This is a genomic window from Picosynechococcus sp. PCC 7117 (assembly GCF_001693275.1).
Lineage (GTDB): Bacteria > Cyanobacteriota > Cyanobacteriia > Cyanobacteriales > MRBY01 > MRBY01.
In genome coordinates, this window is sequence record NZ_CP016477.1 from 168,269 (window position 1) to 189,050 (window position 20,782).

20 protein-coding genes are annotated in these 20,782 nt (G+C 50.7%); 11 read left to right on the plus strand and 9 right to left on the minus strand.

Annotation, left to right across the window (positions count from 1 at the left end; all coding sequences use genetic code 11):
- The first annotated feature begins 176 nt into the window (after positions 1-176).
- From AWQ22_RS00825 to AWQ22_RS00845, 5 genes are all read left to right on the plus strand, one after another.
- Positions 177-620, plus strand: coding sequence for an SRPBCC family protein (locus AWQ22_RS00825; RefSeq protein WP_030006713.1), 444 nt, complete (start codon positions 177-179; stop codon positions 618-620).
- A 51-nt stretch (positions 621-671) separates the two neighbouring features.
- Positions 672-944, plus strand: a complete 273-nt coding sequence (locus tag AWQ22_RS00830; RefSeq protein WP_012305791.1) for a hypothetical protein — start codon at positions 672-674, stop codon at positions 942-944.
- Positions 945-1,048: 104 nt separating this feature from the next.
- Positions 1,049-1,717 (plus strand): energy-coupling factor ABC transporter ATP-binding protein, encoded by a 669-nt coding sequence (locus AWQ22_RS00835; protein ID WP_012305792.1) that lies wholly within the window; start codon positions 1,049-1,051, stop codon positions 1,715-1,717.
- A 6-nt stretch (positions 1,718-1,723) separates the two neighbouring features.
- Positions 1,724-2,152, plus strand: coding sequence for a dUTP diphosphatase (gene dut, locus AWQ22_RS00840; protein WP_030006710.1), 429 nt, complete (start codon positions 1,724-1,726; stop codon positions 2,150-2,152).
- A 61-nt stretch (positions 2,153-2,213) separates the two neighbouring features.
- A complete protein-coding gene (locus tag AWQ22_RS00845; protein WP_065709887.1) occupies positions 2,214-3,062 on the plus strand; it encodes a hypothetical protein in 849 nt (282 codons plus the stop codon).
- Positions 3,063-3,245: 183 nt separating this feature from the next.
- Here the strand turns inward: AWQ22_RS00845 and psbA are convergent, their stop codons facing one another.
- The 3 genes from psbA to AWQ22_RS00865 form a co-directional block, all read right to left on the minus strand.
- On the minus strand, positions 3,246-4,328 hold the full coding sequence (psbA, locus tag AWQ22_RS00855; RefSeq protein ID WP_065709889.1) for a photosystem II q(b) protein: 1,083 nt from the start codon (positions 4,326-4,328) through the stop codon (positions 3,246-3,248).
- A 178-nt stretch (positions 4,329-4,506) separates the two neighbouring features.
- Positions 4,507-6,660 carry a transglycosylase SLT domain-containing protein gene (locus AWQ22_RS00860; RefSeq protein ID WP_065709890.1) on the minus strand — a complete coding sequence of 718 codons (2,154 nt, stop codon included), beginning with the start codon at positions 6,658-6,660 and terminating at the stop codon, positions 4,507-4,509.
- A gap of 145 nt (positions 6,661-6,805) precedes the next feature.
- Positions 6,806-7,858, minus strand: a complete 1,053-nt coding sequence (locus tag AWQ22_RS00865; protein WP_030006707.1) for a fatty acid desaturase — start codon at positions 7,856-7,858, stop codon at positions 6,806-6,808.
- 186 nt (positions 7,859-8,044) lie between these two features.
- Between AWQ22_RS00865 and AWQ22_RS00870 the strand changes: the two genes are divergently transcribed.
- Positions 8,045-8,512, plus strand: a complete 468-nt coding sequence (locus AWQ22_RS00870) for a Tic20 family protein (protein WP_012305798.1) — start codon at positions 8,045-8,047, stop codon at positions 8,510-8,512.
- A gap of 102 nt (positions 8,513-8,614) precedes the next feature.
- On the plus strand, positions 8,615-9,172 hold the full coding sequence (locus AWQ22_RS00875; protein ID WP_084448936.1) for a COP23 domain-containing protein: 558 nt from the start codon (positions 8,615-8,617) through the stop codon (positions 9,170-9,172).
- Between the two features lie 24 nt (positions 9,173-9,196).
- On the opposite strand, the gene AWQ22_RS00880 is transcribed toward AWQ22_RS00875, so the two are convergent.
- The 3 genes from AWQ22_RS00880 to AWQ22_RS00890 form a co-directional block, all read right to left on the minus strand.
- Positions 9,197-10,294, minus strand: coding sequence for an ATP-dependent 6-phosphofructokinase (locus tag AWQ22_RS00880; RefSeq protein ID WP_012305800.1), 1,098 nt, complete (start codon positions 10,292-10,294; stop codon positions 9,197-9,199).
- 184 nt (positions 10,295-10,478) lie between these two features.
- Positions 10,479-11,207, minus strand: a complete 729-nt coding sequence (locus AWQ22_RS00885) for a hypothetical protein (RefSeq protein WP_030007882.1) — start codon at positions 11,205-11,207, stop codon at positions 10,479-10,481.
- Positions 11,173-11,715 carry an Npun_F5560 family protein gene (locus AWQ22_RS00890; protein ID WP_012305802.1) on the minus strand — a complete coding sequence of 181 codons (543 nt, stop codon included), beginning with the start codon at positions 11,713-11,715 and terminating at the stop codon, positions 11,173-11,175. Before AWQ22_RS00890 ends, AWQ22_RS00885 begins: the two co-directional genes overlap by 35 nt.
- Before the next feature lie 270 nt (positions 11,716-11,985).
- Between AWQ22_RS00890 and AWQ22_RS00895 the strand changes: the two genes are divergently transcribed.
- On the plus strand, positions 11,986-13,419 hold the full coding sequence (locus tag AWQ22_RS00895) for a phosphoglucomutase/phosphomannomutase family protein (RefSeq protein ID WP_030007883.1): 1,434 nt from the start codon (positions 11,986-11,988) through the stop codon (positions 13,417-13,419).
- Positions 13,420-13,498: 79 nt separating this feature from the next.
- Here AWQ22_RS00895 and AWQ22_RS00900 read toward each other — a convergent pair whose 3' ends face one another.
- A complete protein-coding gene (locus AWQ22_RS00900) occupies positions 13,499-14,485 on the minus strand; it encodes an ABC transporter ATP-binding protein (RefSeq protein ID WP_065709892.1) in 987 nt (328 codons plus the stop codon).
- Positions 14,486-14,637: 152 nt separating this feature from the next.
- Between AWQ22_RS00900 and AWQ22_RS00905 the strand changes: the two genes are divergently transcribed.
- Positions 14,638-14,991 carry a c-type cytochrome gene (locus AWQ22_RS00905; protein WP_012305805.1) on the plus strand — a complete coding sequence of 118 codons (354 nt, stop codon included), beginning with the start codon at positions 14,638-14,640 and terminating at the stop codon, positions 14,989-14,991.
- Positions 14,992-15,187: 196 nt separating this feature from the next.
- Here the strand turns inward: AWQ22_RS00905 and AWQ22_RS00910 are convergent, their stop codons facing one another.
- Positions 15,188-16,489, minus strand: coding sequence for a DUF4912 domain-containing protein (locus AWQ22_RS00910; protein WP_012305806.1), 1,302 nt, complete (start codon positions 16,487-16,489; stop codon positions 15,188-15,190).
- Between the two features lie 320 nt (positions 16,490-16,809).
- Here AWQ22_RS00910 and aroA point away from each other — a divergent pair, with 320 nt between their 5' ends.
- Positions 16,810-18,150: a 3-phosphoshikimate 1-carboxyvinyltransferase gene (gene aroA, locus AWQ22_RS00915; RefSeq protein WP_065709893.1), complete on the plus strand. Its 1,341-nt coding sequence runs from the start codon at positions 16,810-16,812 to the stop codon at positions 18,148-18,150.
- 9 nt (positions 18,151-18,159) lie between these two features.
- Here the strand turns inward: aroA and AWQ22_RS00920 are convergent, their stop codons facing one another.
- Complete coding sequence (locus AWQ22_RS00920) at positions 18,160-19,527, minus strand: cytochrome P450 (RefSeq protein WP_065709894.1); 1,368 nt, start codon at positions 19,525-19,527, stop codon at positions 18,160-18,162.
- A 240-nt stretch (positions 19,528-19,767) separates the two neighbouring features.
- Between AWQ22_RS00920 and AWQ22_RS00925 the strand changes: the two genes are divergently transcribed.
- A complete protein-coding gene (locus AWQ22_RS00925; RefSeq protein WP_030007888.1) occupies positions 19,768-20,703 on the plus strand; it encodes a LysR family transcriptional regulator in 936 nt (311 codons plus the stop codon).
- Positions 20,704-20,782 lie beyond the last annotated feature (79 nt).

Consider the following 20,782-nt stretch of genomic DNA (forward strand, 5'->3'; position numbering starts at 1 on the left):
ATTAAATAACTACATCGCTAATCACGGCCATAATGGGCGTTTTTGCGCTAATTTACGGCAAGACGTTGCCTCTTCCACCCTACAAAGATCCTCCGGATTTTTCACCCGCAAAAAGGATAAATTCGCTATATTTTTTTTCATAACTTTGGGAAAATCCACCTTTAGATAGAATTTTGATGGAAATTTTTGAGCAATCAATTCAAGTGCGGGCCAGTGCCACCTGTGTTGAGCAGTGTTTTACGGATCTAGAAACCATGCACCGCTGGTTAAATCCCCTGCTGCGGTGTGAACCCCTCGGCGATCGCTGGAGCACAGCCCTCGAAAGTCAAAGTCGCTTTTGGTTAAAAATTCCCTTGGTTAACCTGGTGTTGAATAATCGCGTTGTGGAACGGGAACCGGGGTTAATTGTCTGGCAATTCACGGGCTTTTTCCGGGGGCGAGACCGTTGGGAATGTATCCCCAATGCCACAGGAACCCAGTTGGTAAACCGCTTTCAGTTTGAAATTCCCAATCCTTTGGTGCGTTGGGGCTTTAAAACCTTTGCCGCCCGCTGGACAAAGAAAGATATGCAGGCCCAACTGCGACGGATCAAGGCGATCGCCGAAGCCACCCAACCGTGACCCCCCAAACCGTTTAAGATAAATAACAGGAAAAATAACCCGTAAACCTGCATGTATAGTCTGGATTTGACCCTCAAATATAGCCCGATCCCCGTTTCTGTCCAACGCAAAGAAGCTGATGCGGCCCAAGCACTCTATCAATCTGTCCTTGAGGCGATGAAAGGCGACTACGCCACCCTCCTCGAACTCACCTGCGAAAAGGATGAGGATAAAAAAATCGCCCTCCTCAGTGATCAAATTAGTGCCGTTGTCCTCAACAAGAAAAGTGGTGCAGCCGCTGGCGGACGGGTACCAGGCTTTTTTGCGACCCAAGCGGCAGAATAACAAAGGTCTCTGGCCTCAACCCACGGGGGGCGATCGCTGCCCTCTTTTTTGTTACGTTTACTGTGTCGTTGTGATTATGGCCCCCAGTGACCACTCCCAAAGCCATGTCTAGTTCTGCCATTGCCGTCGAAAACCTAAATTTCAGTTGGCAACCGGACAAAAAAATCCTCAGTCACTGCAATCTAGCCGTCCCCCAGGGAGAATTTTGGATGCTCTTGGGCACCAATGGCAGTGGCAAATCGACTCTGTTACGGATTCTGGCGGGACTCCTAACGGCCGATTCGGGTACCGTTGAATTGATCCAACCCGTCGGCTTTGTCTTTCAAAACCCAGATCACCAGTTGGTCATGCCTACCGTGGGCGCAGATGTCGCCTTTGGCCTGGTTTCTGAACGCTTACCAACCCCCACCATCCAACAGCGGGTGGCCGAGGCCTTGGGAGCAGTGGGTTTAGGTAATTTGGCCCGTCGGCCGATCTATGCCCTCAGTGGTGGCCAAAAACAACGGGTCGCCATTGCCGGGGCGATCGCCAGACATTGTGAAGTGCTGCTCCTCGATGAACCCACGGCCCTCTTGGATGGTGATACCCAACTCGATCTCGTCAAACAAGTGCAACATTTAGTTAAAAGTCGGGGGATGACGGCCCTCTGGGTGACCCATCGCCTCGATGAATTAGACTTTTGTGATGGGGCCTTCCTCTTGGAAAATGGCCGAGTCGTTGACCAAGGCGATCCCCAAACCCTCAAACATCGTTTACAAACCACCACCGTCTAGCTTTCTATGCACCTCCGCCTCCTCAAGCTCCACCCCAACGCCATTATTCCTAAATATCAACACGATGGGGATTCTGGTGTTGACCTCCATGCCATTGAACCCGTGGCGATCGCCCCCCACAAAACAGCCTTGATTAAAACGGGCCTCGCGGCGGAAATTCCCATTGGCACCGAACTTCAAATTCGCCCCCGCAGCGGTTTGGCCCTCAAACAAAGTGTCACCGTTCTCAACAGTCCTGGCACCATCGACGCCAACTATCGCGGTGAAATCGGCGTGATCTTAATCAACCATAGCGATACAGTCTTTGAGGTCAAAGCCGGGATGCGCATTGCCCAAATGGTGATGGTTCCCGTGATGCATTTAGATATTACGGTGGTTGACAAAGTCAGCGACACAAGCCGAGGTACGGGCGGGTTCGGCTCTACGGGCACTTAAATCCAAAGTGCCTTACGCTAAATTGGAAGAAAGGTAACTACGGTAGGCAATATTTGCAGCTATGGACTTTTCTTTTTTTTGGGGCTTAGGGTTAGGGGGAATTGGCCTGTTTTTTACGATGCGCACCGTCCAAAAGCAGGAAATTTTAAAGCTCAAAAAAAACTTTGCCACCCAACAGGAAGCCTACGAATCCCAGCTCCAGCTCCAGGCGGAAAATTACAGTTTAGAAATGGCGAATCAGGCCCAGGATTTTCAACAGGCGATCGCCGACCTCGAACAACGCATTGCCAAGCAAACCCAAATTAAAGAACGCCTTGAACAAAAACTCCAGCGGGAAAAAGAATTAAGCCTTGCCAGCCAAAAGAAACTCCGTGAAAATAACCGCGACATTGACGAAATTCTTGAATCTTTAGAACAATCACAACAGGATGTCCTGCACCACAAAGAAGCAGAAATCAGCCAACTGAAAGCCCAATTACAAGAATATGCAGTTAACTTAGAACAGCAAAGGGTTGATTTATTTAATCTCCAACAGCAGTCAGCTTCCCAACAAAAGACCCAAGGCGATCGCCTCAATGCAGAACAAATACAAACCCTTGTGGGTACTCTACTACCAGAAATCACCCTTCTGCGGGACTCTCTAAATGTATTAGTAGACCAGCCCGAAAACCTCGCCGCTCTCATCAAAGCCCTGAAAGATATTCTCGAAGGCCAAGCCTACGCCGCCAAAAAAGTCCGCGCCACTGACAACAAATGGACAGAATGCCGGGTGCCCCATATCAATTTGATGCGCCTTTATTATCAAAAATGTAAAAAAACATCAGGCTATCAAATATTAATTTCACCCAAGAAAAATCAAAAAAGCCAAGATCAAGATTACGAATGGCTCAAAAATCAAAGTAGTTGTTAATGATTGACCAAAAATATATTTTTTCAACTGCGATTGCGATACCAACAATCCGAAATTTTCCCAAAAAAAGCAAGCAAAAACCCCCACCATCTCTGGTAGGGGCTCTCGCCAATCATTACTTATTCAGTTTTACTGTCAAAGCAATCATCTTTTCTCAACTAAGCCCGAAGACTCAAACAGTTATTAACCGTTGATTGCAGGTGCTTGCAGAGCCACAGGTGCTTGCTCGCCAGCTGCTAAGTCTAAGGGGAAGTTGTGAGCGTTACGCTCGTGCATTACTTCAAAACCGAGGTTCGCACGGTTCAGAATGTCCGCCCAGGTGTTGATTACACGACCTTGAGAGTCAAGGATGGACTGGTTGAAGTTGAAACCGTTCAGGTTGAATGCCATGGTAGATACACCAAGAGCAGTGAACCAGATACCGACTACAGGCCATGCACCCAAGAAGAAGTGCAAGGAACGGCTGTTGTTGAAAGATGCATATTGGAAGATCAAACGACCGAAGTAGCCGTGGGCTGCAACGATGTTGTAAGTTTCTTCCTCTTGACCGAACTTGTAACCGTAGTTCTGAGATTCGGTTTCAGTGGTCTCACGTACCAAAGAAGAGGTTACGAGAGAACCGTGCATTGCGGAGAACAAAGAACCACCAAATACACCAGCCACACCAAGCATGTGGAAGGGGTGCATCAGGATGTTGTGCTCTGCCTGGAATACGATCATGAAGTTGAACGTACCAGAAATACCCAAAGGCATACCATCAGAGAAGGAACCTTGACCGATGGGGTAGATGAGGAATACTGCAGTTGCTGCTGCTACGGGAGCAGAGAACGCAACACAGATCCAGGGACGCATACCAAGGCGGTAAGAAAGTTCCCACTCACGACCCATGTAGCAGAAAACACCAATGAGGAAGTGGAAAATTACCAACTGGTAAGGGCCACCGTTGTACAACCACTCATCTAGAGAAGCAGCTTCCCAGATGGGGTAGAAGTGGAGACCAATTGCGTTAGAAGAAGGTACAACTGCGCCAGAGACGATGTTGTTACCGTAGAGAAGAGAACCTGCGACGGGCTCACGGATACCGTCGATGTCAACGGGAGGAGCTGCGATGAACGCAATGATGAAGCAGGTAGTAGCAGTGAGAAGGGTAGGAATCATCAGGACGCCGAACCAACCGACATAGATGCGGTTCTCGGTGCTGGTGATCCACTGACAGAACTTCTCCCACAAGGAAGCGCTTCCGCGCTGTTGTAGTATAGTAGTCATATCGTTATGATTGCTATGAAATTATCAAGGTGCGCTCTGGAAAAACCAGAACTGTTTTATATGTATGTGTCCATACTAGCAACAAAATGAAGTTTTGTAAAGGATTTTGGGGGGATCTTTACATTTGCTTTAGGTTTATGCATTACAATACAATTCGCACGAGCAGCCAAGGAAGTTGCTACAAAGAGTCTAGCTTGGCTTGAAGTTCAGGATTATAGAGGCGTTCGTAGTTCCAATAGTTTGCAAAGACAGTTTCGACGTAGTTTTTCGTTTCATTAAACGGGATCTGCTCGATGAAGGTGTCGGGATCGTTAAGGCCATAGCGTTGGAGCCACTGGGCAACGTTACCAGGGCCAGCATTGTAACTGGCGATCGCCAACATGGAATTATCATCATATTCCTGGTGAGTGTAGCGCAGATACCAGGTACCGAGTTTAATATTGTCCTCTGGTTCATCGAGGGCATAGGCCTTCCCGGTTGTCTGTTGGGCAATCCATTCGGCGGTACTGGGCATCACTTGCATCAGTCCCTTTGCTCCCACGGGGGACTCAATATTTTTCTCAAAGCGGGATTCTTGGCGCATTAAAGAAACGACCAGCAGGGGATTAAGGTCATTTTCGGCGGCCCACCGCTGGATCGGTTCAGCATAGGGGAACGGGAAAAGGGCATGCCAATAGGTTTCGTTTTCCCGGAGTGCTAACCACGCTTGGCGATCGCCGGGTTCGTCCCGTTGGCTGAGATTCCAAATGGTATTAATCCCCTGGAGATAGCGACCTTGGGCCAGTTTTAACAGACCTTGGGTAAAGGCTTCGGGGACAGTGAGTTCTGTTTTACTGGCGAGTTCGAGTTGGAGGGTATTCCAGGCGTCAAAATCCTGGCCGAGGCGATAAAGCTCCTGAAATGTTTCGGAACCCGCCGGGGGCACAGGGCGAGTTTCTGGGATCGTTAATTCCGGTTGGAGACTGCGTACCGACGTGAAATCCCCGACATCCCAGCCGAGTTGTACCGCCGATCGCCAAGCGTAATAGGATTCGGGGTAGTCGCGGAGGACTTGTTGATAGGCTTGTTTTGCTGCTTGGGTTTGGCCAAGCTGTTGTTGCCATTTTCCTGTCCAAAAAATAGATTCAGGGGCAAGGGAATGATCCGGGGTCAAGGAGGCGATCGCCTTGGCCCATTCAATGGCCTGGGTGTAATTTCCTTCTGCGGCGTAGCGTTCGGCCTGTTGCCAGCGGTATTCTGTGGTGGCGGTGCCGTCTTTATAAGTATTGAGCGCTTTTTCGCGGGTTTGGTTGGCGGAACTATTGCTACCGAGCTTTTCTAAAAGGTTGGCCTTGGTAAAGAGGGCTTCGGGGGCTTCCTCTGGAAACTTTTCGACGGCTTGATCTAAATAGGTCAGCGCTGTGGTGTCATTGACTAAACTGGCGAGGCGACGTAAACCAAGGCCTGTTTCTGGGGCGTCGGGGAAAGTTGTGATCAAGGCTTCATAGGCAGGTCGGGCTTGCTCCGGTTGGTCACTGACCTGGAAGCTGCGGGCGAGACGGTATAAATTTTGAGGAGTTTCGGGGGCTTTTTGGTAGGCAGTGGCGGCGTCGGCATATTGCCATTGATCCCAAAAACTATCGGCGATCGCCTGCCAGGTTTCTGGGGATAGCTGATCGGCGAAATTATCAATTAAAGCTTGACGGACTGCGGCAATATCTGGGGCGTCGGCGTCATATTTGAGGCGTAGTTCCAGAAGATCCCGTTGCTGGGGATTTTCTGCAAGGCGTTGCTGGATCAAGCTTTGGGTGCGGGGATGGGCAGGATATTCGGCGATCGCCTGGTCGGCATATTTCGGGTCGTAGGCACTGAGGCGAAAGAGGGCTTCGGCTGCGGCGGCATCCTCTGGGTAATTTTGCACCACATCAAACCAAATCACCTGGGCCTGTTCGGGGTTGTTCGTTAATTCGTAGGCGCGGCCCCGCTTAATCAAAATATGGGGCGTCAACACCGGATAATCTTGCTCTAGATTCTCGAAGGCGGCCAGGGCAGCGGCACCATCCTGTTCAACGAGATAGTCCATCCCTAATAGGTAACGGGCGCGACTGCGGTCAAGGCTATTTTTTTTCCCGTTGGCGATCGCCTCAAGCCATTCCCGCCGTTCCTCTGGTGTTTGTTCTACCAAAGCCAGCACTTCAGAATCGCTTGTTTCAGAGGATTCCACCTGACCAGCGCTCTGGGACAATAAGGGTATCTGTTGCCGGGCGGCGATCGCCCCCAGACCCAAGATCCCCGTTAAACCAAGGCCAATCCAAAAGGTTGGCGAACTGTACTTGACCCGAACCCGCTTCATGGTGGTGCTGTCGTAAATTCAACGGTTTCGATCATAGGCGATCTCTCAAAAATCCGGTGCTTTCCCCAGGCGATCGCCGCAAAAAAACCTAACTTCCAGGGGAAATTAGGATCAATAAAAAAGATTGCAGTGGAGAATAATAGCCTTACTTTTTCGGTTGGTAGTACAGGTTAGACCCTTGATCCGCGATGTAATGGCAGGCTTTTTGGGATCTAAAGAAACTGCGCCAAATCGGAGCATGGCTCACCCGATAATAATCTCCCAGGAGGGGCTTGATCGCTTCGGTCGCATCCTTGAGATAGTAATGGGGAATCGTATGAAAAATGTGGTGGGCGACGTGGGTGCCGATATTGTGGTGGATTTCGTTAAAAATGCCATAATCCCGGTCAATGGTGGAAAGAGCACCCTTGAGGTAATACCAATCATCACCCCGGTACCAAGGAATATCCGCCTCAGTATGGTGCAGATAAGTGACTAGATCGAGCCAAATCACGAAGATGACGTAGGGCACAAAATAGAATTTCACAAAGGCAAGAAGCCCGAACTGCACTGTAAACCACGCGAGAAAACCGACCATGGCGATAATCGCGGCGGTACTGACGATGATATCGTTGCGCTCGGCAGGCTTAAACAAGGGACTTTTTGGCGAAAAATGAGAACCAGGCCCCCGACCCGGCGATCGCTTAAACAAATAAACCGGATAAGCAATCAGGGGCGCATAGAAACGGACAAGTTTCTCCGCAAAACCCATCTGGTCATATTTTGACTCTGGGATTGGGTACCAACTCTCATCGGTATCAATGTTGCCCGTGTTGGAGTGGTGGGTGCGGTGGGAAATACGCCAACCATGGAAAGGCACCAAAATCGGCGTGTGGCTCAAATGCCCAATCAAGTTGTTGAGCCATTTGGACTTAGAAAAAGATCCGTGGCCGCAATCATGGCCGACCACAAACAAAGCCCAAAACATGGTGCCCTGGGCAAACCAAAAAATGGGATAGAAAAACCAAGAATCTAAATAAGCGGCGATCGCATAGAGGCCAGCGATGATCCCAATATCAAGAAAAAAATAGGCGAGGGAACGGAAGACAGAAGGCTGAAAACAGTAGTCTGGGATGGCTGCTTTCACATCCTTGAGGGTGAAGGGCAGATCTTGCCGTAGAGACTCGCGACTCCCTGGGGAGCGGACTGTACTTTGCATTCAGTTTCAAAAAGAGATTAACAAATGTTTACAATTCTACTGCCTTTTGTCAGGATGCAGGGGAAATTGCCGCAAAATTCCTGAATTTCGTTTAATTTTTCCCATTGTTTGGCCCTGGCGATCGCCACAGAACTTCTTCAAGACTTCTCTGTAGAATAGGAGCTAGTCCATTGCAGAAAAAGTTTTATGTCCACTACCACTGAACCCACAGATCGTTTATTTGGGGCCTTGCCTTACCTATTACCCCTCGTCTACGCTTTGCCCTTCGGTCTGCCGTTTTTAATGCGCTTTCCGATTCTGGCGGTGATCTACGTGCCTTTACAACCCCTAATCCGCCTTTATTCGTTTCCCTTTGCGGGGCTGATTATTTTCTTCATTCTCTATGCTGCGGTGGTACGCAACAGCAAAATTAGCCACTTCATTCGCTTCAATACCCTCCAGGCGATCTTGATTGACATTGCCCTGGTGTTGTTCGGGATTTTAATTCGCTTTTTTGGCTTTGGGGGCGGCAGTCTTCTCGTTGAAACCCTTTCAAATGTTGCCTTTCTTGGTACTTTAGTGGCTTGCCTCTATGCAATGGTGCAATCGATCCTCGGCAAATATGCGGAGTTGCCGACTATTTCCCAGGCCGCCTATTCCCAATTACCTTATTAATCGGACGAAATAGGCAAAATTCTGGAAATTTAGGGTCTAATCGGGAAACTTTTTTGGGGTCATCCCCGACAGATAATCATGGTGAAGTATTAGGGAAACACAATGGCGAAGTTGATGATGTTAGAGCCTTATCAATTATTGTTGGGCGGCGTAGTGGCGATCGCCTTTCTCACGGTGGGCCTGACGGTAGGGGTCAGCAATGCCCTGGGGCGCAATATTCTTAAACCCCGGCAGTTTACCTGTCAGCCCGTCATAGAACCCCAAACAGGAGAACTGATGTGGACAGTCTTTCATCAGGGCCAAGGGCAACCGCAACCTTGGCTGCAAATGGTGCCGGGCATGGAAGGGGATGTATCCCCCAAAAGTCGTTGTGAGCAGGTCGCCCAGCGCCTAGATTCCCTAGTACCACAGCAACTCCGCGCCCTCACCTATCAGCCCAACCCGGCCACCCCAGAACGGGAAGCAATTTGTGCTCTGACTCAAACCAAAGGCGGCCCTTGTACGACGCTCCTAATTTTGAAGCCAGAGACAGACCCAACGCAGTTTTTTGCGGATCTGACCCTGCCCCTACGCCAATGGGGAGAGGGGATGCAATTAGAAACCGCAAACCAGGTGCCCCTCGATCTGCAGCCCTATCTTCTGGAGCCAGCTTCTCCCTAGAGTTCTGGGCGGCTTAAATGTGGCCTAAATTTCACCTGGGCGATCGCCGAGACAAATCCCTAAGCCCCGCGCGGTTTTCACCAAAGTTCCCTCCGGATCAACGACCCGATTGATCTCAATGGCCTCACTAATGGGCGCACTAGACACCTGGCCATTTTGCCAAGTCACCATGTGATCAAATTTGCCCTGGGCGATCAAATCCACCGCCGCGACCCCAAAGGCCGAGGCCAGCAAACGGTCTAGGGGTGAGGCGATGCCCCCCCGTTGGATGTGGCCCAATACCGTTACCCGCGTTTCTGCGCCAGTCTTTTTGGCCACCTCATCACCCATGTATTGACCGATGCCCCCCAGGCGACATTCCCCAAATTGTAATTCGTGTTTAAGGGTTTCCCCAGAGGTGGTACAGACTGCCTCTGAAACAACGACAAGGGTATGACCATTACCGGAATTTTGGCGATCGCAAATAAACTCACACACCGTCTGTAAGTCGTAGGCAATCTCTGGGATCAAGATCACATGGGCACCGCCAGCAATCCCCGCATTTAAGGCGATGTGGCCGGCATCTCGCCCCATGACTTCCACAATCATTACTCGGTTGTGACTTGCCGCCGTAAAATGCAGTCGATCTAAAGCTTCCGTGGCAATATTGACAGCTGTTTCAAACCCAATGGAACGTTCCGTAATGCCCACATCATTGTCAATGGTTTTGGGGATGCCCACGAGGTTCATGCCCCCCAGGTGGGCTAATTTTTGGAGAATCGCCAAGCTACCATCGCCGCCAATCCCGACCAGTGCATCCAGCCCCAAGCGGTGATAGGCTTCGCCAATTTCCTGGGAGCGATCCTTTAGGGAACCATCTTCCATGGGAAAAGCAAAGGGATTACCTTTATTGGTTGTCCCTAACATGGTGCCCCCCATCGTTAACCAAGTATCGACTTGATCTTCGGTGAGGACAATGGTTTCTGGTGGCTCCTGGAGCAGGCCGAGGGTCGCTCGACAGATACCAATCACTTCCCAACCGTATTGATGTCGGGCGCAGCGAGTTACAGCCCGAATCGCTGCATTCAAGCCGGAGCAGTCGCCGCCACTGGTGAGTACACCAATTTTTTTTACGTTTCCCATAACTGATGCTGTTTACCGTTGTCCTAAAGCGTTTATGACCTGGGGCCATTGGGCCTATTGTTAATCAGGAAACGGCGATCGCCACAGCCTCTGAGATGATTCGTTTAATTTTTTGACAGTTATTTACTGATATGGCTGATAAGTCAGCGATCGCTCACATCCCCAGGGAAATTTCAGGGAAACTTTAGGATGCGAGGTAATGGGGAATAATCACATCGGGGATACTTTGCCCCGTCAGACAATGCCAATGGCAGGTAAACAGGTCTGGTTGTTGGCAGCGCAGAGAGGCGATCGCCGGTGCTGCCGGGAAAGGCCAGAGTCGATCAAAAATCAACCGCTTTTCCGGCGAGAAGGAAAACTGTAGCAGGTAAACCCCAGGCGTAGCCCCAATGGAATCGAGGAGTTGGTAGCCCAGATAATACAAGCTTTGGCGCTGTTCATCCCGGAGATCGATGGGCTGGTGGTAGGAGTTGGGCATTACCCCTTCACCGATCACTTCGCCGTACAAAGGCCCCTTCGCCGTGTAGATAATTGGTAGCCAGTGATCACCTAAATAATTGTGGTTACAGACCCGGTGGGTTGTGTGTTTCTGCACCCACTGACGCCGCTCTTCAATTTTGCGACAGGCTTGAAATACTTTTTGGTGCGTGAAAGAAAAAGGCTCTGGTAAATCAATCGTCAAGGGACAAACGAGGACGTCGCGACCCTGGGACTGGCCCCCGTGCCGAACCATCGCCGGTGTGAGCACTTCTACTTCTGTGCCCTCGGCCTGCTGCACAATTGCCGTTTTAAATGCCTTAATCATCCGCTCCGTAACGGGGGAAGCAGAGATAAATTTGCCAGAATGCTTTAATTCAGCATTGACTAAGATGATGACCTTAGAGGGTGCTGAACGTCGGGATGGGGCTGCCACCTTTGGGGTTAAATGTGGGTAATTCAATCTCAGACAGGCTATGACGACGATTTTTCACTGCAAGGCGGTAACTCACACTTTGTAAGTCGGCATGGAGTTGGCGATTCTCCCTTTGCAGCTTCTCTACTTTATCGCGAACTGTTGCCATTCTCTCAGCAAATTTTTGCCGATAAATCTGCGGTAGTTCTTGAACCACCTGTTCTAACCGCCGACTGCGATCGCCTAATTCTTTAACGGATTGGCGCAATTGGGAAATTTCTTGATCTTTCTGGGTCAAGCGCTCTTGATAAAAAACGACTTGCTGTTCAACCTCTTGGAACTGCTCCCGGAGGCGCTGGAGTTCTTCTTGGTGCTGGGCTTCTAGCTCCGGGGCCGGGTCATCATTGCCCTTGACGAGACGAAATAACTCCTGGGACAGTTGCTGCACCAGTTGATCCCGCAGTTGGAGTTCCTGCTGGAGTTGGGCGACATCGAGGGGTTGGGATTGACGGGGTTCGGTTGTTGCCACGGTTATTCATCACTCCATTGATCAAGGGTTTGGGGTTAGATCGTCCGATATGTACATCAATCTAGACAAAACTTGCACCGCCCAAAGGATAGAAAAGACAGTCTTTCGCCTATGACTTTTTACTGGAACTGGCCAGTATAGACCTAATAATATCTAATGCTTTGGAAAAATGCCTGTCTTCGGGGAAATTTTGTAAGAAAATCGCCATTCGTGGTTTCCCCCTTGCGGATAAGATAAAGGGGATTTTTAACAAGCCCTGTTTTTCTTCACATGAGTATTGCAAGCAATCCCCCGATTAAGTTTGGCACTGACGGTTGGCGTGGCATTATCGCCGATGATTTTACCTTCGCTAATGTTTGTAAAGTGACCCGGGCGATCGCCAGCTACCTAGAGACGGCCTATGGGAAGGATCGTCCGGTGCTGGTGGCCTATGACACCCGTTTTTTTGCAGACGAATTTGCCCAGACTGCGGCGGAAGTGCTCGCGGATCTCGGTTGGACGGTGCAGGTGGTAGAGCGGGATTGCCCGACCCCGGTGATTGCCTACAATGCGAAGTTTCTTAATTCTGCTGGCGCGTTGATGTTTACGGCCAGCCACAATCCGGCCCCCTACTGCGGGATCAAATATATTCCCGATTACGCCGGGCCAGCGACCCCAGAAATCACCGACACGATTGTGGCGAATATTGCTAGTGCTTCGGCGGAGATGCCCACGGGCAAAAATGGCGACAAGATTTCTCGGTTTGACCCGAAACCTGCCTATTTAAAATTTATCTACACTCTCCTGGATGTGGACAAGATTCGTTCAGCGGGCCTGAAAGTTAAATATGATGCGCTGTATTCCACGTCGCGCGGTTACTTAGATGAAGTGCTCGCCCACTGCGGCTGTGAAACGGAATCATTTAATACCAGCCGTGATGTTTTGTTTGGCGGTGGGATGCCAGAACCGAAAGGCTCTCAGTTGGTGGGCCTCGTGGATGCGGTAAAGGCGGATCAAGCGGATCTAGGCTTGGCGACCGATGGTGATAGCGATCGCTTTGGGGTTGTGGATGAATTGGGGAATGTTTTAACGCCCAACACAATTCTGCTGTTGCTCGCGCGGCACCTGCTGAAAAACAAAGGTCAAAAAGGGGCGATCGTCCGCACGGTGGCCACAACCCATTTGCTCGACAATTTGGCCGCAAAATATGGCTTAGAAATTTTTGAAACGGCGGTCGGCTTCAAGTACATCGGCGAAAAAATGCGCGAAACTGCTGTCCTCATTGGCGGTGAAGAATCCGGTGGTTTGAGTGTGCTCGGTCATATCCCGGAAAAGGATGGCATTTTGGCGGATATGCTCGTGGCCGAGGCGATCGCCTACGAAGGTAAGCCCCTATCGCAGTTAGTCAAAGAAGCCCTTGAAGATGCCGCTGGGCCGCTCTTCAACAAGCGCTTGGATCTGCACCTGGAAGAACCCCACAAAAAGGCTGTCTTGGACTTCTATAAGGCGACGCCCCCGGAAACCGTGGCTGGTTTAGCGGTCAAGGAAGTGGGCCTAAAAGATGGCGTGAAACTGTACCTCGAAAATGGCAGTTGGGTGCTCCTGCGTCCTTCTGGTACAGAGCCGTTGATGCGGGTTTACATGGAAACGGATTCTGCTGCCCTTGAAGCGAAAATTGCCTCAGAAATGGAAGCGGCGATCGCCAAACTTGATCCCGCGAAATAAACACCTTTGAAATTTTGTGAGAGAGGGCGTTACTAATCGGTAATGCCCCTTTTTTAATGCTTTTTTGAAAGAGAAAAAATTAGGCGATCGCCTTGAGATTTTCCTCGATGTGCGCCTGGGGATCATGGTCACGAATTTGGCGAATAAAGAAATCCTCTAGGGAAACTCGCGCCAATTTCAAATCTAATAATCGCGCCTTCATTAAGCTCAGGGAAGCAATGAACTTTTGGGGATCTCCCTCCAAATGGCCGATCCAATGGTGATCCTTGCGGGCTAAATCCGGCACCCAAGACCGTAACGCTGCCTCGGTACCCCCTTCGATGACGACTTGATAGCGATCTGCTGCCCCCAAAAGCTCATCTAAAGTACCTTGGCAGATAATTTCCCCCTTCGACAAAATCGCCAGGCGATCGCAAATTAGTTCCACATCCGCCAAAATATGCGAATTAAAGAAAATCGTTTTTCCCTGGGCCTTTAGGGACAAAATAATTTCTCGCACTTGGTAGCGACCGAGGGGATCGAGGCCCGACATCGGCTCATCGAGGAAGACTAAATCAGGATCATTGATTAACGCCTGGGCCATCCCTACCCGCTGGAGCATCCCCTTGGAATATTTGCGGAGTTGCCGCTTTTTCGCCACTTCCTGGGCCAGTCCCACCGTATCCAGCAGTAATTTAATCCGCTTTTGTCGCTTGCCGCGCGGAATCTGAAATAAACCCGCCGTAAAATCTAGAAATTCCCAGGCCGTCAAAAAGTCATAGAAATAAGCATTTTCCGGAAGGTAGCCAATGCGCTGTCGGGTCTGGCGATCGCCAAACGGTTTCCCCAACAGCGTCGCATTGCCCCCAGTCGGTCGGATAATCCCCAACAGAATTTTCAAAAGGGTGGTTTTTCCCGCTCCGTTCGGCCCCAGTAGCCCAAAGGTTTCTCCTCCCAAGACTTCGAGGGAACAACTTTTCAGGGATTCACTGGTTTTGTTGAGCCAAAAGCCGGTACGGTAAGTTTTGCAAAGGTCCCAGGTCTTGACCACTGCCATACCATCGGAGGAAGGAGATGCGGACTGCATAGGGCAATTTCGTGACAAATTGAAACAATTTAGGGAATTTCAGGCTAAGCGTTTGAACCAAACGACAAGATCGATAAAATATAGTCTGGTTGATTATATTAAACTTTTAACCAAATTCTTTTTCTGTTGAGAGCATTGAGAGGAAAACTCCTTTGAAAAAATTACTTGCTATTGCTTTAACCGTACTTGCTACTGTTTTTGCCTTCGGGACTCCTGCATTTGCCGCTGACGCTGCTGCTGGTGCCCAGGTATTTGCCGCTAACTGTGCCGCTTGCCATGCTGGTGGTAACAACGCAGTCATGCCCACCAAAACCCTAAAGGCTGATGCCCTAAAAACTTACCTCGCTGGCTACAAAGATGGCAGCAAGTCCCTCGAAGAAGCGGTTGCCTACCAAGTAACCAACGGACAAGGGGCAATGCCTGCTTTCGGTGGTCGTCTAAGCGATGCTGACATTGCTAACGTTGCCGCTTACATCGCTGACCAAGCAGAAAACAACAAATGGTAAACGACTGATTGCCTCAAAATCAGTTGCAATCCATTCCCCATAGACCAGTTATTTAAGCAAAATAACTGGTTTTTTTATGGCGATTGACCCTTTCGACAGATGAGCTTCAGAACAAAAAACCTCCCCAGATGGAGAGGTCAAGAAATAAATTAATCAAATCAAAGCATTCGTTTTTGAGATTTACCGCAACAGTGGCCTAGACAAACCACTCGTCCATTGCCTGTTCTTTGGTGTTGGTATTCCGAGAAGGAGTCGCCCGGTCAAAAGTCATGTGAATCGAACGGGTTTGTTCCCCATCGGCAGCCACGGCCACAATTGGATAATCGATATTGCCGTCCTGGAAAGACATCTGGAAGCGGAATGTGCCGTCTGGATTCAGTTTGATCGGTTGACCACCAATGGTGACAGTGGCATCGGGTTCCGTCGCACCGTAAACAATCAACTCTGCATCGGCCACGAGCCAGAATTTCCGGGGACGCGCTGGTGGCATCGACGCAAAGCCAGCACCGGACATATTCAAGCCGGACATATTGAGACCAGAAACGTTGGGGGCTGCCCATAGTCCTGCTCCAGAGGGGAAGACATAGGAACTGATGGATTCTTGGGGCGGTACTGAGCCAGCCACATGTTGCATCGAACCAAACAGAGATCCAGCAATACGTTGGGCTTCGAGGGATTGGAGATCGCCAAAGATTTCGTCGTAGATGGGACTAGAGGTACTTTCGGCAGCGGCGGCAGCAGCTTCTGCTTGTTTCTTGGCTGGGGGTACCAGATTGTAAACGGTTTTTCCTTTCAGTTCTTCATCCCACTGGACGGTCACAAAGATGTCTTCTACCCAGTCGCTGGGATAGACGGGGGGAATGCGAATTGCGGTGGAGCGGGCCAAGCTTAACCAACGGCCATCGGCGCAACGGTAACCGATTTCGACAACGTAATCGCGATCGCTAACGGGGACGGGGAAATACCATTCCCGTGCCATTTCATCACACAAATATTCTTGGACGTTGTGGGGGGTCTGGTAGTCGAGGTTGATATCCGTGACGTCATAGAGGCGCAGGGCGATCTGCTGGCCCCCTTGGTTGCGCAGGTATTGCTTGTGGTCGTTGGGGATATCCCAGTAGGCGTAGGCCCATTGGGGATCGCGGGGTAAGAGAACGATGCGACTTTGGCCATAGCCGCCGGGGAGGTCACCGAGGTCTTCATCGACACTGGCGAGATCGAGCTCGATGGGATCATCTTGACCAACTTCAAATTTTGCTGCTTCCACTTGAGTTTCCTCCTCTTGGCTATTGACTGGGGTGATGGATTCAGTTTTGTCGGGGGTGACTGAGGCTTTGGGATTGTCGTAGCTTGAGCGTTTTTTCACCTCAGCGAGGAGTTGATCTTTGCGCATCCGACTATAGCGGCTGATGCCAAGTTTGCTGGCGAGCTTCCGTAGTTGCCTCAGGGTCATATCTTCTGGGTTGTCTGCGAATCCATTGCCTACTGTGGTGGTCATGGGATGGGCTCCTCCGTTGCACGAATTTTGGACTGATACAGGGTAGGCGCTTGCATCGGTTTTTTTGGCGATCGCCTGTTGTTTCATGTTTTAGCAGAGAATCCTGGGTTTCGTGATCCCAAAAGTCAAGATATGTTGACTTTTAACGAATTCAATGGCTTTCAGTGATTTTTTATGTCAGGAAACTATGACTTTTGTATCTGGAGTAAGTATTTGTGCTTGGTTAAAAAGACGAATTTGAGTGATTCTGCCCCGGGCCATAGGCAAGGGATTTGGAAATCCGCTAAGATGACATCGCCCATTTGTAACATCCCGACATTATGATTCGCCTCGAAACGGTTTCTCCCCACCAGCAACTTGTGATTACGCCGCCTGCATCGGGCCTCAGTTTGCAGGGAAAGGTGCGGATTCCGGGGGACAAGTCCATTTCCCACCGGGCGCTGATGTTGGGGGCGATCGCCGAAGGCGAAACGATCATCGAAGGCTTGCTATTGGGCGAAGATCCCCGCAGTACGGCGGCCTGTTTCGCGGCGATGGGGGCCAATATTTCAGAATTAAATGAAACGGAAGTCCGGGTGCAGGGGGTCGGCCTCGGTAATCTGCAAGAACCAGATAATGTCCTCGATGCGGGCAACTCCGGCACTACGATGCGCTTGATGATGGGTTTGCTGGCTTCGTCGCCGGATCGCTTTTTTGCCGTGACGGGGGATGGTTCCTTGCGATCGCGGCCCATGTCTCGGGTTGTCAATCCCCTAAAGGAAATGGGGGCACAAATTTGGGGCAAAAAAGGCAATACCCTCGCTCCCCTGGCGATTCAAGGGCAACAACTCAAGGGAATTCATTACCATTCCTCCATTGCGTCAGCCCAGGTCAAATCCTGTGTATTATTGGCGGGACTCTTGGCAGAGGGGCAAACCACCGTCACCGAACCTGCCCTTTCGCGGGATCACAGTGAACGGATGCTCCGGGCCTTTGGCGCAAATCTCACCATTGATCCCGAAACCCACAGCGTGACCCTTGACCCCTACCCGACGTTGCGGGGCCAAAAAGTGGTGGTGCCGGGGGATATTAGTTCGGCGGCTTTTTGGATGGTGGCGGCGGCGATTGTGCCCGATTCTGATTTGACCATTGAGAATGTGGGGATTAATCCGACCCGCACCGGGATTATTGAAGCGATGCAGATGATGGGGGCGGACATGACCCTGGATAATGCGCGGGAAGTGGCCGGGGAACCGGTGGCGGATCTGCGGGTGCAATATTCTCCCCTCAAGGGTTGCACCATCGGCGGCGAGATTATTCCCCGGCTGATTGATGAAATTCCGATCCTGGCGGTGGCGGCCTGTTTCGCAGCAGGAACAACGATCATCAAAGATGCTGAGGAGTTACGGGTCAAAGAAAGCGATCGCCTCGCAGTGATGGCCGCAGAATTGACGAAAATGGGCGCGAATATTATCGAGCATCCCGACGGCCTAGAGATCATTGGGGGCGCCTCTTTAAACGGAGCAGAAATGGATAGCTACACTGACCATCGCATTGCCATGAGTTTGGCGATCGCCGCTTTAAATGCCAAGGACGAAACCCGCATCCACCGGGCCGAAGCCGCTTCCATTTCCTATCCCACCTTTGTCGAAACCCTCACCAACGTTTGTCAGTTTGAATAAACGCCCAGGCTAGATTTTGCTGCCGTTAAAGCGCATTTTCACCCCCGTTGCAGGAGACAAAACTAACCCCTTGCGTTTGGCGGCGACGGGCACTTGATCCAGTAGGGTTAAATCGGCTTGGGTGGCGATCGCCGCAAGACCTAAGCGCAACTCCACCATCGCTAAAGCTTCCCCGGCACAACGGCGCACACCGCCCCCAAAGGGCATAAATTCGTAGGGCGTAAACTGCCGTTCGAGAAACCGTTCAGGGCGAAATTCCCTGGGGTTGGGGTAGAGATCCGGGTGTTGGTGGAGCAGATAAATTGACCCCATCAGCACCGTGCCCCCCTCAATGGAATAATCGAGCAACTGGGTGGTGGCAACAGCTTGACGAGCAAAAGTGAACATCGCCACGGGATTAATCCGTAGGGTTTCATTGCAAACGGCTGCGAGGTAAGGCAAACGGTAAATATCCATCGGGTCAGGATTTTTGCCCAAGGCTGTGATTTCGGCGCGGACTTTTACCATCACCTCCGGGTGGGTATGGAGCCAATAGGTGCCCCAGGCCATGGCGATCGCCGTCGTTTCGTGGCCCGCAAACAACAGCAACATCAGCTCATCGCGTAACTGTTGATCGTCCATGGTGTTGCCCGCTTCGTCAGTGGCTGCCATCAGCAAAGACAAAATGTCAGTTCGCTCCGGGTCGGGGTGGGCGCGGCGTTCCTGCAATTCGGCGTAGATCAACTCATCTAGGGCCTGGCGATCGCGGATAAAACTGCCCCAGGGACTCCAGGCCCCCAAATCCTTTTGTAGCGACGTGAAAAAGAGAAAACTATTGGCGATGGGCGAGGTAAACCGATTTAAAATCTTGCGGGTCATCGCCATAATCGGCGCGTAGCGATCGCCCCCCTGCACCCCAAAGACCACCTCAATGATCGTGCGCAGGGTAATCTTTTGGGTGATGTCCTGCATCTGGAAAGCTTGGCCCGGCTTTAGCTGGGACAACTCCTCCTCAATAATTTGGGTAATGAGCGCCCCATAGTTGTGCATCCGCGCCCCGTGGAAGGCTGGCATGATCAACTTTCTTTCTTGTCGATGGCGATCGCCGCTCAAACTCACCAAAGACCGTTGCCCAACCAGGGGTTCAATAATGCCGTTTAACTCCCCAGGGGCCGCAAAAGCCTGGTTACTATTACTGAGCAACTGCCGCATCGCCTCAGGATGATAGGCCAAAACCAAGGGCTGGTCATAGCCTGCCGCTGGCATATAGGCGAGATCCGGTGCCAAACTTGCTAAGCGGGTTAAATATCCCACAGGATTCAACAACGATTGTAATTTTTGCTGAAATTTTCCCGTAGATAAACGCGGAATGGACTTGAATTCAGTGGCGATCGCCATAGGTTTGACTCGATAGGGTGAAGGGCCTTGTTTCCCTATTGTGACACTTTTGTCCAGAGAACCATACTCGCTAAAAACGTCCCTAAGCCAGAAAAAATCAGAGTTTGACGGGAAGCCCAAGGGAATTTTTATAAATTTTTCTTATATAGAACCGAAACTATGACGATATTTTCTTGTATTGACTCTAGTCTATGGTATTGCTAAACTCAGGCATAACAGCACAAGTTCAGGAGTAAACCCTTGATCCCTGCAACTCTCCACCAACTGAAGGTGTTTGAAACTACGGCTCGCCACGGCAGTTTTACCAAGGCAGCGGAGGAATTATCAATCACCCAACCGACGGTTTCTGGACAAGTGAAACAACTGACCCAGACCATCGGCATGCCACTGTTTGAACATATTGGCAGAAAGCTATATCTCACAGAAGCAGGTGAGGAACTCCTCGCAACCTGCCAAGAAATCTTTGAACGGTTGGATAACTTTGAGATGAAGTTGGCCGCCCTGCAGGGAGCGAAACGGGGTCAACTCCGCCTTGGGGTAATCACCACAACCAAATATTTTGTGCCGCGTATCCTGGGGGAATTTTGCCAAGATTACCCAGATATTGACGTGTCTTTGCAGGTGATCAATCACCAACAGCTCCATGATCGGATGGCGAATAATCTAGATGATCTCTACATCCTGAGTAATTTGCCCGATGATCTTGATGTCCATGCGCAAGCATTTTTGGACAATCCCTTGGTGGTGGTCGCCCGCGCCGATCATCCCCTGGCTTGCCAGAAAAATCTCCCTCTGTCTGTGTTGGACGGGGCCGATTTTGTGACGCGGGAAATGGGGTCGGGGACACGACTCGCGGTCGAAAAACTCCTGGCAGAACATGATGTGTCGGTGCAGGTGCGCCTGGAACTGGGGTCAAATGAGGCGATTAAACAGGCGATCGCCGGTGGTCTAGGGATTTCTGTCTTGTCCCGCCATACTTTGATCACGGAGCCTCCCCACGGCGAATTAACGGTGTTGGATGTGGAGCATTTTCCGATCCAGCGCCATTGGTATGTTGCCTACCTCGCCGGGAAACAACTGTCGGTGATTGCCCAAGCCTTTTTGGAGTTTATGGTCCGGTCTAGCCAGAAAACTCTCGAAAACTCAGGGCGGCGATCGCTTGCTCTGCAACCCTAAAAGCTCAAAATTGTTGGGCCATTTCCCGTGCCTTTGGTAGGTCGAAGTTGGTAATTGCCCAACCAGTAAAAAAGATGGG